General features: G+C 67.8%; 12 protein-coding genes. 9 read left to right on the forward strand and 3 right to left on the reverse strand.

Annotation, left to right across the window (positions count from 1 at the left end):
* Positions 1–29: 29 nt before the first annotated feature.
* Entirely contained in the window at positions 30–1,133 is a 1,104-nt protein-coding gene (locus ABD912_RS21270) for an LLM class flavin-dependent oxidoreductase (protein WP_345154106.1), read from the reverse strand.
* Between the two features lie 9 nt (positions 1,134–1,142).
* Complete coding sequence (locus ABD912_RS21275; RefSeq protein ID WP_345154107.1) at positions 1,143–2,513, reverse strand: O-acetylhomoserine aminocarboxypropyltransferase/cysteine synthase family protein; 1,371 nt, start codon at positions 2,511–2,513, stop codon at positions 1,143–1,145.
* Between the two features lie 339 nt (positions 2,514–2,852).
* Here ABD912_RS21275 and ABD912_RS21280 point away from each other — a divergent pair, with 339 nt between their 5' ends.
* The 7 genes from ABD912_RS21280 to ABD912_RS21310 all read left to right on the forward strand — a co-directional run bounded on the left by ABD912_RS21280 (position 2,853) and on the right by ABD912_RS21310 (position 10,784).
* Entirely contained in the window at positions 2,853–4,217 is a 1,365-nt protein-coding gene (locus ABD912_RS21280; protein WP_345154108.1) for an LLM class flavin-dependent oxidoreductase, read from the forward strand.
* A 105-nt stretch (positions 4,218–4,322) separates the two neighbouring features.
* A complete protein-coding gene (locus ABD912_RS21285) occupies positions 4,323–5,357 on the forward strand; it encodes an ABC transporter permease (protein WP_345154109.1) in 1,035 nt (344 codons plus the stop codon).
* 3 nt (positions 5,358–5,360) lie between these two features.
* Positions 5,361–6,233, forward strand: coding sequence for an ABC transporter permease (locus ABD912_RS21290; RefSeq protein ID WP_345154110.1), 873 nt, complete (start codon positions 5,361–5,363; stop codon positions 6,231–6,233).
* An 8-nt stretch (positions 6,234–6,241) separates the two neighbouring features.
* The gene (locus ABD912_RS21295) at positions 6,242–7,165 is read left to right on the forward strand and encodes an ABC transporter ATP-binding protein (RefSeq protein WP_345154112.1); all 924 of its coding nucleotides are present in this window, start codon (positions 6,242–6,244) and stop codon (positions 7,163–7,165) included.
* Positions 7,155–7,994, forward strand: a complete 840-nt coding sequence (locus ABD912_RS21300; protein WP_345154114.1) for an ABC transporter ATP-binding protein — start codon at positions 7,155–7,157, stop codon at positions 7,992–7,994. The genes ABD912_RS21295 and ABD912_RS21300 overlap by 11 nt, the downstream gene beginning before the upstream one ends.
* Before the next feature lie 81 nt (positions 7,995–8,075).
* Positions 8,076–9,608 carry an ABC transporter substrate-binding protein gene (locus tag ABD912_RS21305; RefSeq protein WP_345154117.1) on the forward strand — a complete coding sequence of 511 codons (1,533 nt, stop codon included), beginning with the start codon at positions 8,076–8,078 and terminating at the stop codon, positions 9,606–9,608.
* A 132-nt stretch (positions 9,609–9,740) separates the two neighbouring features.
* Positions 9,741–10,784, forward strand: a complete 1,044-nt coding sequence (locus ABD912_RS21310; RefSeq protein WP_345154119.1) for an LLM class flavin-dependent oxidoreductase — start codon at positions 9,741–9,743, stop codon at positions 10,782–10,784.
* 105 nt (positions 10,785–10,889) lie between these two features.
* Here ABD912_RS21310 and ABD912_RS21315 read toward each other — a convergent pair whose 3' ends face one another.
* On the reverse strand, positions 10,890–11,489 hold the full coding sequence (locus ABD912_RS21315; protein ID WP_345154121.1) for a protoglobin domain-containing protein: 600 nt from the start codon (positions 11,487–11,489) through the stop codon (positions 10,890–10,892).
* A 210-nt stretch (positions 11,490–11,699) separates the two neighbouring features.
* On the opposite strand from ABD912_RS21315, the gene ABD912_RS21320 reads away from it, so the two are divergent.
* Complete coding sequence (locus ABD912_RS21320; protein WP_345154123.1) at positions 11,700–12,050, forward strand: ArsR/SmtB family transcription factor; 351 nt, start codon at positions 11,700–11,702, stop codon at positions 12,048–12,050.
* A complete protein-coding gene (locus ABD912_RS21325) occupies positions 12,047–12,544 on the forward strand; it encodes an SRPBCC family protein (protein ID WP_345154126.1) in 498 nt (165 codons plus the stop codon). The genes ABD912_RS21320 and ABD912_RS21325 overlap by 4 nt, the downstream gene beginning before the upstream one ends.
* The last annotated feature ends 69 nt before the right edge of the window (positions 12,545–12,613 follow it).

The following is a 12,613-nucleotide window of genomic DNA, read 5'->3' on the forward strand; positions in this document are numbered from 1 at the left end:
TGGAGCCGTGCGTGATCTGAAGCCGGGCGTCAGTTGGAGAAAACCAGGGAGTGGTCAGTGTCGGCGGGTTGCCCCGTGCCCCTGTCCGTGCCCGGGCCCCTGTTGTCCGGGTGATTCACCAGCGGGATGAGCTGCTCGGCGATGCGTTCCAGTTCGGTGTGCAGCGGGGAGGACTGGATCAGCAGCAGGCCGACTCCCGCGTTCTGGTACGCGGCGATCTTCTCCGCCACCTGCTCGGGCGTGCCCACCAGGTTGGGGCGCAGTCCGCGGGTGCCCACGGAGTACTCGCGCTTGGAGACCTCGATGTCCAGGTTGGAGTGGGCGGTGAACTCCTCGAAGGAGGCGTAGCCGGGGGAGTCGGGGTCCACCGTGGTGATGCGTTCCAGTTCCGCCTGCGCCTCGGCCTCGGTGTCGCGGACGATCACGTAGGCGCTCATGCCGATGGTCGCGAAATCCGCACCCTGCAGCCGGCGGCGCCGGGCGTTCAGGTCGGCCGCCTTCACCCGCAGCTCCTCGACGGTTCCGCCGTGGGTTACGTAGGAATCGGCGAAGCCGGCGATCGCCTCGCGGCCTCCCTCGGATTCCCCGCCCGCATAGATGTGGGGCGCCTGGGCGGGCTTCGGCTCCACGATGACGTCCGCCAGGTCGTAGTACTCCCCGGCCTGGCTGTAGGGAGTCTGCGACCACAGCCCGCGCAGGGCCCGCACGAACTCACCGGACTGCACGTACCGCTCGTCGTGCTCCGCGAACAACCCGCCGAACTGCCGGGCCTCTTCGGCCCACCACGCGGACACCACGTTCAGGGACAGCCTGCCTCCGCTGATGTCCTCCAGGGTGGAGACCGTCTTGGCCAGGACCGCCGGATTGTGGAAGCCGGGCCGTACCGCGGTCATGACCTCCAGGTTCTCCGTGACGGCCGCGATCGAGGCGGCCAGCGACCACGCCTCCAGGCTGGGCGCCGCGATGCCCTTGCGGTCGTTGAGGTACAGCTCGGGCACCAGCGTCAGGGCATAGCCCAGCCGGTCGGCCTGCCGGCTGACCCGGCGCACGTAGTCCCACGTGGCGGACATGTCCTCGTGCTCGACGTTGCGCAGGAAGCCTCCGTACACCGGGGTCCAGTAACCGAATTTCATCTGTGCTCCTCAGCGGGTGGCGGGGCCGCTGGCCGCGGCATGGGCGGGGACAGTGGCGTGCGCGGTGGTGGCGTGCGCGGTGGTGGCCACGAGGTCGAGCGCCCAGTCCAGGTCCTCGGCCAGGTCGCGGACGTCCTCGAGCCCCACCGACAGCCGGATGGTGGTGGGGGTGATCCCGGAGGCGGCGAACTGCTCCGGGGTGAAGCGGCTGTGCGTGGTGGTCGCCGGATGGATGACCAGCGAACGGGCGTCGCCGATGTTCGCCACCAGCCGGAACAGTCGCAGGCTGTCGATGAACGGGCCCACGGTGGCCGGGTCGGCGGCCAGGTCGAAGGAGAACACCGATCCGGTGCCGTCGGGCAGCAGGCGCGCGGCGGCGTCGTGCTGCGGGTGCCCGGGCAGGCCGGGGTGGTGGACGCGCGCGACGGCGGGGTGCGCGGCGAGGTGGCGGGCGAGGGTGAGGGCGGAGGCGTTGTGCTTGCGGATCCGCAACTCCAGCGTCTCCAGCCCCTGGATGATCTGGAACGCGTTGAAGGGGGAGAGGCTGGGACCGAGGTCGTGCACCACCTTCGCGCGGGCCAGCACCAGGAACGGGGTGCGCGGGGCGGAGAATGCGTCGTTGAAGGTGATGCCGCCGAAGCGCGTGGACGGTGCGGTGAACTGCCTCCACCGCTCGGGCCGGGCACCGAAGTCGAACGTGCCGCCGTCGACGATCACTCCGGCCAGCGAACTGCCGTGGCCGCCGAGGAACTTGGTGGCGGAATGGACCACGACGTCGGCCCCGTGCTCGAGCGGCCGCAGCAGGACGGGCGTCGGCACCGTGTTGTCCACCACCAGCGGGACGTCGTGGGCGTGCGCGATCGCGGCCAGGGCTGCCAGGTCCGGGATGGTGGCCAGCGGGTTGCCCACCGACTCGACGAAGAAGGCCCGGGTCTCGGGACGGACCGCCGCCTCCCAGGCTGACGTGTCCAGCGGATCCACCAGGGTGACGCCGATGCCGAAGTCGGCGAACGTGTCGGTGAGCAGGTCCACGGTGCCGCCGTAAAGGCTGTTCGAGGCGACGATGTGCTGCCCCGTCCGCACCAGCGTCAGGAGGGCGACGGCGACCGCGGACTGCCCGGAGCCGGTCGCCAGCGCGCCGGCCCCGCCTTCGAGGGCGGCGACGCGTTCTTCCAGGACGGCCGCGGTCGGGTTGCCGCCGCGCCCGTAGAGGTTGCCCGGGCGGCGCAGGGCGAAGATTTCGCGGGCCGCCTCAAAGGACTCGAACTCGAAGGCGGCCGACTGGTAGATCGGCACGACGGCGGTGTTCTGCCACGTGCCGGCGGAGTAGCCGCCCTGGACTTGGTGGGTGGCGGGATGCCACTCCTGGTGGTCGGTCACGGAGGTCCCTTCGCTGGGGGTGCGGAAGCTGTGGATTCCGATTCTTGGCGGGGCCGCCCGCCGCCGTCGACTGCGTGGCGAATCGCTACGTGGCAAGGCGCTTTGCGTCCTCCCGCGACGCCGCGGTACGTCCCCGTGCGTCACATCGGTGCTCCGCGGACCACGTTGCGACACCCCAGGTCACGCCGGTTCATTGGCGGTTACACGGCTTGCCGGGTTTTCGGAACGGTCTGAAGAATCCATCACCAAGGGCCGCCGGACGGAAGAGCAGGAACCGATCCGAGGCGGGACCCGCAGGATTTCCCACTTGCCAGTTCCCCAAATTTTCGGAGGTTTGCCATGGCGAAACGCCAGCTCAAGCTCGGTGCGGTCCTCATGGGTGTCGGAGGCCCCGGCGACCAATGGTCCTGGAAGGACCCGGAGGTTCCCGGCGACGCCAGCGTGGACATCGACTGGTACATCGCCCGTGCCCGCCAGGCCGAGGACGCGAAGTTCGACCAGGTCTTCATCGTGGACAGCCAATACATCACCGACCGCTCGCCCAACCACTACCTGAACCGGCTGGAGCCGTTCACACTGCTTTCCGCCCTGGCGGTCGCCACCGAGAACATCGGGCTGGTGGCCACGATCAGCACCTCCTACAACGAGCCGTTCAACGTGGCCCGGCGGTTCGCCTCGCTGGACCTGATCAGCAAGGGCCGGGCCGGATGGAACGTCGTGGCGACCGGTGACGGTGGCACCGCGCGGAACTTCAGCCGCGACGAGCACTTCGACTACGAGCACCGCTACGGGCGCGCGCTGGAACACGTCCGCGTGGTCCAGGGGCTGTGGAACTCCTACGAGGACGGCGCCTTCCCGCGGGACAAGGAAGCCGGAGTGTTCTTCGACCCGTCCAAGCAGCACAGGCTGGACCACGCGGGCCGGTACTTCCAGGTCGAAGGTCCGCTGAACCTTGACCGCTCCGCGCAGGGTCAGCCGGTGATCTTCCAGGCCGGGGATTCGGAGGAAGGCCGGCAGCTCGGGGCGGCCATCGCGGACGCCATCTTCACGCACTCGAACACGATTGCCGAGGGCCAGGCGTTCCGCGAGGACATCCGACGACGGGTGCTGGCGGCCGGGCGCGACCCGGAGCAGGTGCTCATCCTCCCCGGAGTCCAGATCATCGTCCGGGACACCGTCGAAGAGGCCCGCGAGGTCGAGCGCGCCCGGCGCGCGGCGCCGTCGTTCGCCCAGCAGCTGGCCCTGCTGGGCCGGCCGTTCGGATGGCACGACTTCACCCAGTACGACCTGGACGCTCCCTTCCCGGACCTGGGGGACCTGGGCAAGGACAGTTTCAAGACCCACGCGGAAGCGATCAAGAAGACCGCCCGGGAAGAGGGGCTGACCCTGCGCCAGACCGTGGAGCGCTTCTTCGGGTACAAGCCGGGCCCGTTCGTGGGCACCGCCCAGTCCGTGGCCGACGAGATCACCGAGTGGTTCGAGGCCGGCGCCCTGGACGGGCTGAACGTCAGCATCACCGTTCCCAGCGAGTTCGCACGGTTCGTCGAGGAGGTCCTGCCGCTCCTGCGCCAGCGCGGCATCGCGCGCGAGGACTACGACGGCACGACCCCGCATGGAAACACTTTGCGCGGCAACCTCGGGCTGCCGATCCCGACGAACATCCACTCCGTGACGCCGGAAGAACTCGTCGCAACCGCAAGCTGACGTTTCCGCGGAAACGGACGGCCCAGAAAGGAGCCCGCAGTGCCAACGATCCACTCGACGCTGCCACCTGCCGGTGCGGCAGCTGGCCGGCCCCCGAGGGAGGGGGTGAACGCAGGGGACGGTGCGAACGCAAGGGACGATGCGGCGAAGGCCGCCGTCCGCGACCTCCGCCGGCTCAAGGCCAAACGGATCGCGTTGGGTGTGCTGAAACCGCTGGGCGTCTTCGTCCCGGTGCTGCTCATTGCGACCTTCGTGACGTTCCTGCTGCGCCACATCAGCGGCCTCAGCCCGGCGCACGTGAAACTCGGGGAAAACGCCACTCCCGAACTGGTCCAGCAGGTCGAGCACGAATGGGGCCTCGATCGGCCCTTCGTCATCCAGTACCTGGACTGGTTCGGTGGAATCCTCCGCGGCGACTTCGGCGAAAGCTGGTGGAACGGCACGTCGGTTACGGAGATCCTCGCCTCGCGGGCCGTGATCAGCCTGTCCGTCGCCGGGCTGGCGCTGGTCATCGGCGTGGTCGGAGGATTTGTCCTGGGAACCCTGGCGGCGCTCTATCCGCAGTCGTTCCTGGACCGCGCCATCACGGCGGTCGCCACCTTCATTTCGGTCCTGCCGCCCTTCGTCGTCGGTGTCGCGCTCATCGCGATCTTTGCCGTCACCCTGCAATGGCTGCCGGCGGCCGGGTATGTCTCCATCGAGGACGGTGGCCTGGGCCTGTGGCTGAGCCACATCCTCCTGCCCGCCGTGGCCCTGAGTCTGGACACGGTGGCCGACGTGGCCCGGCAGATGCGCGTGGGCCTGATCTCGGCGTACCGGGAAAACTACGTCACCGGCGCGATCGTGCGGGGATTGAGCGGCCCGCGCATCTTTTTCGTCCACGTCCTGCGCAACGGCATCGGTCCGACGCTCACGGTGATCGGCATGAAGTTCCCCAACCTGCTCGGCGGCGCGGTGGTCACCGAGGCGATCTTCGGGCTCTCCGGCTTCGGCCAGTACGCCGCGGATTCGGCCCTGCGCGGCGACGTCCCGGCGGTCCAGGGAGCCCTGGTGGTGTCCATCATCCTCGTCGTCGTCTTCAACGTCGCCGTGAACATCGTGCTCAACCGGGTCACCCCGGCCGCAGCAAGGGGGGTCTAGCCCATGGTCAGGAAAGTCCTGAACCTGCCCGCAGGCCGCTTCGCCGCGATCCTGCTCTCGGTCATCCTGGTGCTGGCGATCTTCGGGCGGATCCTCGCGCCGTACGATCCGCTGGCCGGAACCGGCGAGCCGCTGCTGGGGCCCTCGGCCGCCAACTGGCTCGGCACCGACTACGTGGGCCGCGACGTCCTGAGCCGGCTGCTGTACGGGGCCACGCTGAGCATCTTCAGCGCCGTGCAGGTCGCGCTGATCGGCCTGGTGGTGGGCGCCATCCCCGGAATCCTCTCCGTCTACCTCGGGAAGGCCTACGAGTGGGCGTCCCTGCGGATCATCGACACCCTCATTTCCATTCCGTTCCTGATCTTTGCCGTGGCCGTCACCGCGCTGGTTGGCAACGGCATCAACCAGGCCATGATGGTGGTCGGCGTGCTGGTCGCCCCGCTCTTCTTCCGGGTGGCTCGGGCGGCCACGCTGAACGTCTCCAACTCCCACTACGTGGAGGCCGCCGTCCTGTCCGGCGCCACCCTGGGGTGGATCATCCGCAAGCACGTCTGGGAGAAGGTGCTTCCGCCGATCGCGATCGCCCTGGCGAACACGCTGGGAGCCGGCCTCGTCGTCGTCGCCAGCCTGACGTTCCTCGGGATCGGCGTCCAGCCCCCGGAACCGACCTGGGGCGGGGACCTGGCCTCTGACCTGAAGTACCTGCCGTTCAAGCCGTACGCCCCGCTCTTCCCGTCCCTGCTGATCATGGCGACCGTCTGGGGGCTCAACCTGCTGGCCGACGCCATCAGGGACGTCTCGGGTGAATCCGGCCGGGTCCTCACGCCCCGCAAGAAGGCCGTCCCGGCCCCGCTCCAGCCCGAACCAGCGAAATGAGTGTTGAGATGAGCACGAACCTTCTGCAGGCACCCCACCCGCCCGCCGTCGAAAGCCGGCCCGAACCCCTCCTGTCCGTCCGGGACCTGACGATCCACAACCAGTTCGCTGGCACGGACGTGGTCCGCGGCGTCGGATTCGACCTGAACCGCGGCGAGATCCTGGGCCTGGTCGGGGAATCAGGCAGCGGCAAGACCCTGACCTGCCGGTCCCTCCTGGGCATCCTCCCGCGCGGCTTCGCCGTGGACGCCGGCTCGGTGGAACTGTTCGGCGAGGACGTCACCGGGTACTCGAACAAGGAATGGTCCAAGATCCGCGGAACGTCCATCTCGGCGATCTTTCAGGACCCGTCCTCCTACCTGAACCCCTCGATCCCGGTGGGCAAGCAGGTCAGCGAGGTCTTCCGGGTCAAGGGCAAGCTCTCCCGCAGGGAGGCCAAGACGCAGACCCTGGAGCTGCTGCGCGCGGTGCACCTGCGGGAGCCGGAACTGGTCTACGGGCAGTACACGCACGAACTGTCCGGCGGCATGCTGCAGCGGGTCCTCATCGCCTCGGCGCTGGCGCTCGAGCCGAAGATCCTGATTGCCGACGAGGCCACCACCGCCCTGGACGTGACGGTCCAGGCGGAGATCCTCGACCTTCTGGTGGAGCTCCAGGAAGCCAAGGGCATGTCGCTCATTGTCGTTTCCCACGACCTCGCGGTGGTCGCGCAGCTCTGCAGCAGGGTCCTGGTGCTCAAGTCCGGGGAAATCGTCGAGCAGGGAACCACGGCGGAGGTGCTGTACAGCCCCCGGCACGAGTACACCCGGCTGCTGGTCTCCGAGCACAACCTGTATGGGCTGGACCGGTTCATCGCCGGGCAAGGACTTGCCGGGCAGGGACTTGCCCAGAAGGAACCAGCGGAGAAGGGGGCCGGGGAACATGTCCACTAGCGAATCCTCCCTGCTGCACGTCGAGGGAGTCGACGTGCACTACGGAAAGGGCCTGCGCCGCAAGCAGGTCCTGCATCAGGTGTCCTTCCGGCTGGGACGCGGCGAAGCCGTCGGGGTGATCGGCGAAACCGGATCGGGGAAGTCCACGCTGGCCCGGGCCATCCTGGGTCTGGTGACGCCGTCCGCCGGCACGGTCACCGTGGGCGGACGGGAAACCACCGGCTTCGGCAAGGCGGAATGGATCGCCTTCCGCCGGTCCGGGATCATCCAGTACGTCTTCCAGGACCCGCTGCGCAGCCTGGACGCGGCCACCACGGTCGGTTTTTCGATCGCGGAACCGCTGCTGGTCCGGGGCGGGACCCCGGGTCGCGAGGCCAAGGAACGCGTCCGCGAACTGATGGAACAGCTCAACCTCGACGCCGACCTGGCCGACCGTTTTCCCGGAGAACTGTCCGGAGGCCAGCGCCAGCGGGTCGCGATCGCACGCGCCCTGATCACGCAGCCGCAGGTGCTGATCCTCGACGAACCGGTCAGCGCCCTGGACTCGGCCAACCGGGTCCAGATCCTGGAAATCCTGGGCCAACTGCGCCAATCCGGCGTCTCGCTGCTGTTCATCTCCCACGACCTAGGATCCGTGGCCGGCATCACGGACCGGACCCTGGTCCTCTACCGGGGACAGGTGGTCGAGGACAACGTGACCGCTGACGTCGTCAACAGCCCCCGTCATCCCTATACCCAACTGCTCGTCGGATCCGCGCCCACCCTGTCCGGCGGATCCATCGACAAGGCCCGGCGCGACGAGCTCAGGGCCGCGCTGCACCTCAGTTAGACAGATCCACACCACTCGACCAATCACTCAAACCTGCGCATGTCCTGCCGTGCGCCTCCCACACCGAATGGAACACCACGCATGAAACTCAAACTCCACAAACCAGCGGCCCTACTGACGGCGGCAGCCCTCCTGCTGACCGGCTGCGCCGGCAACGCGGGGGCCGCCGGCGATGACGAATCCGTCATCAAGTGGGGCGTCACGGCCCTGAACGGAAACTGGGACCCGATCGTCACCGGCGCCACGGGAGCCACGATCACCATGACTCCCATCTACGAATCCCTGATCACCCGCGGCGAGGACGGCAAGCTGACCCCGGCGCTGGCCGAAAGCTGGACCTACAACAAAGCCGGCGACGCCGTGACCTTCAAGCTCCGCGAGGGCGCCACGTTCCAGGACGGATCGCCCGTTGATTCGGAAGCGGTCAAGTTCTTCATCGAACGCGCCAAGACGCAGGAGAACTCAGCCCTGAAGGGGTCCTACAACAACATCGACACGGTGGAAGTCGTCGACGCGACCACCTTCGTGGTCAACCTGAAGGAGAAGGACTACCAGCTCCCGTACCTGCTGAGTAACCGTGCCGGCCTGGTCACCAGCAAGGTCGCGGCCGAAGCGGATCCGGCGAAGCTGAACACCTCGCTGCCGGTGGGCGCGGGACCGTTCAAGGTGACCGAACTGATCCCGGAGGACAAGATCGTCCTGGAGAAGTTCGACGGCTACTGGGATGCGGAGAACATCCACATCGACCGCATCGAGATCAGCGGCGGCAACGACGCGTCGACCCTGGTGCCCGCCCTGCAGTCGGGCGTGTTCAACTTCGCCTCGATCGGCGCGGGCCAGGCGCAGCAGGCGGAAGACGCCGGGCTGGACGTGATCAACGACCTCAACACCAACTGGGTGGTCACCTTCCTGAGCCTCAACCTGAACAAGGAACCGTTCAACGACCCCGCCGTCGTGGAGGCGGTGCGCTACGCGATCGACCGCGAGGAACTGCTCCAGAAGGGAGCCCTCGGCATCGGCGAAACCGCGAACCAGCCCTTCCCCTCCGGGCACATCACCTTCAACGAAGAGCTCGAATCCGAGTTCAACTACGACCCGGAGAAGGCCAGGACCATCCTCGAGGAGGCTGGCTACAAGGCCGGCGACCTGAAGCTGAAGCTGTACCCCTTCAGCGCCTCCCAGCAGGCTTACGCCGAAATCGTGCAGCAGCAGCTCGGCGCCGTGGGCATCGAGGTGGAAATCGTCGTTGACCCGAACTGGAGCGCGGGGTACTTCGGCAAGGAACAGGCCTTCTCCCTGTACGGGTACGTGGGCCGCGACTCCCACGTGCAGGCCCTGACCGAGCACTACGACGAAGGTGGCGTGCTGAACCTGAGCTCACCGTTCACCTCCGACGCGTTCCAGAAGGCCCTGTCCAAGATCCGGGAAACCCCGACGGATTCGGCGGACTACGAAGAGAACCTGCAGGCTGCCTCGGCGGCCGGATACCGCAACGGCTCCACGATCGCCCTGGTGGCGACGCCGAACCTGTGGGCCAAGGACTCGTCCGTCTCCGACAGCACGGAGAAGATCGAAGGACGGCTTGGCTGGAAGGGCGTCACGATCACCAAGTAGGAACCCTCGCGCCGGTGGCCGCGGCAGGTCCAACCGACCTGTCGCGGCCACCGGGGTTCCCGTCCTTCCGACTTCCCGCTTCCCGGAACACCAATTTCACAGCGAGCCGACCTCACAGAGAGCTGATCCCACATGGCATCACCACCCGATTTCGCGTCCGCTTCCCCGGGGCGCAGGACCGTGGGCATCATGTCCCACGTCTCCGGAGACCTGCCCACCGAAGACGTCTACCGGGCCACGGTGTCCCTGGCCCAAGCGGTGGAAAACGCGGGATTCGAGGAGTTCTGGATCGCCCAGCACCACTTCTCGCCCAACGCCGGCCACGTCAGCTCGCCCTTCGTGTTCCTCGCCCATCTGGGCGCGGTGGTCACGAAGCTGACGCTGGGGGTCGGTGTCGTGGCCCTTCCCTTCGAGGACCCCATCCGCTTGGCGGAGGACATCGTGACCACCGAGAAGCTGCTGGGTCCGCGGCTGCGCATCGGCGTGGGTCCGGGCAACCCGGCCTCCCGGTTCGATCTTTTCGGCATCACGGGTGAGCAGCGGCATGCGGTGTTCGAGGAAAAATACGCGGAACTGGCAGCCCTGCTGGACCCCGCGGCCGCCTCCGACCTGGCGGACGGCCAACTGTGGCCGGCGCCCGATCCGGTGCGGAGCCGGACCCTCTACCAGGCGACCTACACCCCGGAGCGGGGGCGGGTCATCGGGGAGCGCGGACTGGGCCTTCTGCTGTCCATTACCCATCCGTCGGCCGGGCGGGGGGAGGGACCTGCAACGGCCGGCGAGGGACAGCGAAACATCGTCGACGCCTACCTCGAGGGCCTGCCGGCGGGCGTCCCGCCCCGGATCACGGCCACCCGGGCGGTCCATGTGACGGACAGCCCGCGTGAACGGGACGAGGTGGCGGCGCACGCGCTGGCCCTGCTCGGCAAGGTCATGGGCTTCACCGAACCGGGTGCGCTGCTGGAGGCCCTGGGCGTCCGGCACGCTGTCGAGGCCACCGAAATCCTCGGCTACTCGATCGGGACGGCCGAACATGTCCGCGACCGGCTCGAGGACGACCCGGCCGTCGCCGCCGCGACCGGGGTGATCTTCCAGAACGTCACCAAGGACCAGACGGCGTGGCTGGACGGCGTGGCGGCACTGGCCGACGTCGTCGTTCCCGCGCTGGCAGTCTGAAGCCGGCGTCGGAAACCGGCCATGATCGCCCGGGGCTTTAGGGAGGCGTCGCCGGAGATGGTCACCGCCCGGCAGTCGGCGGCGCACCTCAGCCGAAGCGACGCGCTACCACTGCCCCTCGTTGGCGTACGGACGGGACCATAGCGCGACCTGCACGACGACCGCTTTCAGCCACGCCTGCATCATGGCGTCCACCTGCTCGGCGGAGTCCTCGCGGTTAGCCAGGAACGGGCGGATGGTCGTCGAGATGGGCACGGCCAGCGCGATCAGGTGCCGTAGCGGGACCACCGAGGTGGAGTTGACGTGGTCCGTGGCGTTCTTGTGCGCCGGAGTGTGCCGAAGGGCAATCTCCTGCTGGTAGTCCAGCCATTCCTGGTCGTAGGGCCGGGTGCAGGTGTCCCGGATCCACTGGCCGAAGCGGGAGCGCACGGCCTGCAGGTACTCCGGGATGGGAGCGCCGCCGGGCTGTGAGAAATGGGCGACAAGATGCGGCTGGCTGCCGACGAAGGCGTACCAGACGTCCAGGACGTCCTCGATCTGATCGTCGAGCAATTCGCCGACCCGGCGCAGCAACTCGGCGTCCTGCTCGCCGAACAAGACGCTGGCCTTGAGTTCCTTCAATTCGTCGAGGGTGACGGGGGAATGCTCGGCCCTGCCGTATGTGTAGCCGGGGATCTGGGATTCGCTGGGTGACTGGGCGGACATGGTCATACCTCCAACTCGTCGGGGCGCATCTCCTCGAGGGCAGGAACTTCCAATTCAAAATAGACGGGGTTCCCTGTCTACCGGCTGTGACGGCCGGACCGGGACCATGGTTTGCAGCAGGAAGTTCCGTCAGGTTCAGAACATACGCCCGTCCGGCATTGCTGACCAGACTCTTGCGGAGCCGTCCCGAACGGGCTAACATACAACCAAATGGTTGTACGTGAGTTGAGTGACACCGAGATCGACCGCATCTTCCAGGCCTTGGCGGATGCGACCCGCCGCGACATCATCAAGCAGGCGATGCTGCGGGAACAGTCGGTCTCCGAGCTCGCTGGGCGCTACGCGATGAGTTTCGCCGCGGTGCAGAAGCACGTGGCGGTGCTCGAGCGGGCCGCCCTCATCACCAAGGAACGGCGCGGGAGGGAGCAGATTGTGCACGGCAATCCTGACACCCTGCGCCGGGCCGCCCGGCTGCTGGACGCCTACGAAGACGTCTGGCGTGGCCGCACAGACCGCATCGGGGAGATCCTCTCCGAGCCAGTGAAGGGAATGGAACCATGACCGTTGTCAGCAGCAACAAGGACCTGGAGAACCTGACGCTCACGTTCGTGACCGAGTTCGATGCCGGGGTGGAGCGCGTGTGGCAGGTGTGGGAGGATCCGCGCCAGCTGGAGCGCTGGTGGGGGCCGCCGACGTGGCCGGCGACCTTCGAGCGGCACGAGTTCGTCGCGGGCGGCAGCTGCCGCTACTTCATGACCGGCCCGGAGGGGGAGCAGGCCCGCGGCTGGTGGACGATCACCGACGTCCAGGCGCCGCACCGCCTGGAGTTTCAGGACGGTTTCGCGGGCGACGACGGCGAGCCGAGCGGTTTCCTGGGGACCACCACGTGCGTGGTGACGCTGGAAGAGACCGGCGGGGGTACCCGCATGACGCTGGTGTCCACCTTCGAGAGCCTTGACCAGCTCGAGGAGATGGTCAAGATGGGCATGGAGGAGGGCATGGGGCAGGCGCTTGGGCAGATCGACGGGGTGCTGGCCGGGCAGAGCGTCCAGTAGGGGCCGCACTCCATGTGATCGGTTGGGTGGGGCGCCAGCATCTGGGCTGGCGCCCCACCTTTTTCGGCT

Origin of the sequence: Arthrobacter ginkgonis, assembly GCF_039540195.1 — a bacterium.
In the GTDB taxonomy this organism is placed as follows: Bacteria; Actinomycetota; Actinomycetes; order Actinomycetales; family Micrococcaceae; genus Zafaria; species Zafaria ginkgonis.

What these genes read in the sequence shown, in the direction of transcription:
- ABD912_RS21270 (WP_345154106.1), bottom strand. Translation starts at nt 1,133, where the DNA reads ATGAAATTCGGTTACTGGACCCCGGTGTACGGAGGCTTCCTGCGCAAC.
- ABD912_RS21280 (WP_345154108.1), top strand. Translation starts at nt 2,853, where the DNA reads ATGGCGAAACGCCAGCTCAAGCTCGGTGCGGTCCTCATGGGTGTCGGA.
- ABD912_RS21290 (WP_345154110.1), top strand. Translation starts at nt 5,361, where the DNA reads ATGGTCAGGAAAGTCCTGAACCTGCCCGCAGGCCGCTTCGCCGCGATC.
- ABD912_RS21295 (WP_345154112.1), top strand. Translation starts at nt 6,242, where the DNA reads ATGAGCACGAACCTTCTGCAGGCACCCCACCCGCCCGCCGTCGAAAGC.
- ABD912_RS21300 (WP_345154114.1), top strand. Translation starts at nt 7,155, where the DNA reads ATGTCCACTAGCGAATCCTCCCTGCTGCACGTCGAGGGAGTCGACGTG.
- ABD912_RS21305 (WP_345154117.1), top strand. Translation starts at nt 8,076, where the DNA reads ATGAAACTCAAACTCCACAAACCAGCGGCCCTACTGACGGCGGCAGCC.
- ABD912_RS21310 (WP_345154119.1), top strand. Translation starts at nt 9,741, where the DNA reads ATGGCATCACCACCCGATTTCGCGTCCGCTTCCCCGGGGCGCAGGACC.
- ABD912_RS21315 (WP_345154121.1), bottom strand. Translation starts at nt 11,489, where the DNA reads ATGTCCGCCCAGTCACCCAGCGAATCCCAGATCCCCGGCTACACATAC.
- ABD912_RS21320 (WP_345154123.1), top strand. Translation starts at nt 11,700, where the DNA reads ATGGTTGTACGTGAGTTGAGTGACACCGAGATCGACCGCATCTTCCAG.
- ABD912_RS21325 (WP_345154126.1), top strand. Translation starts at nt 12,047, where the DNA reads ATGACCGTTGTCAGCAGCAACAAGGACCTGGAGAACCTGACGCTCACG.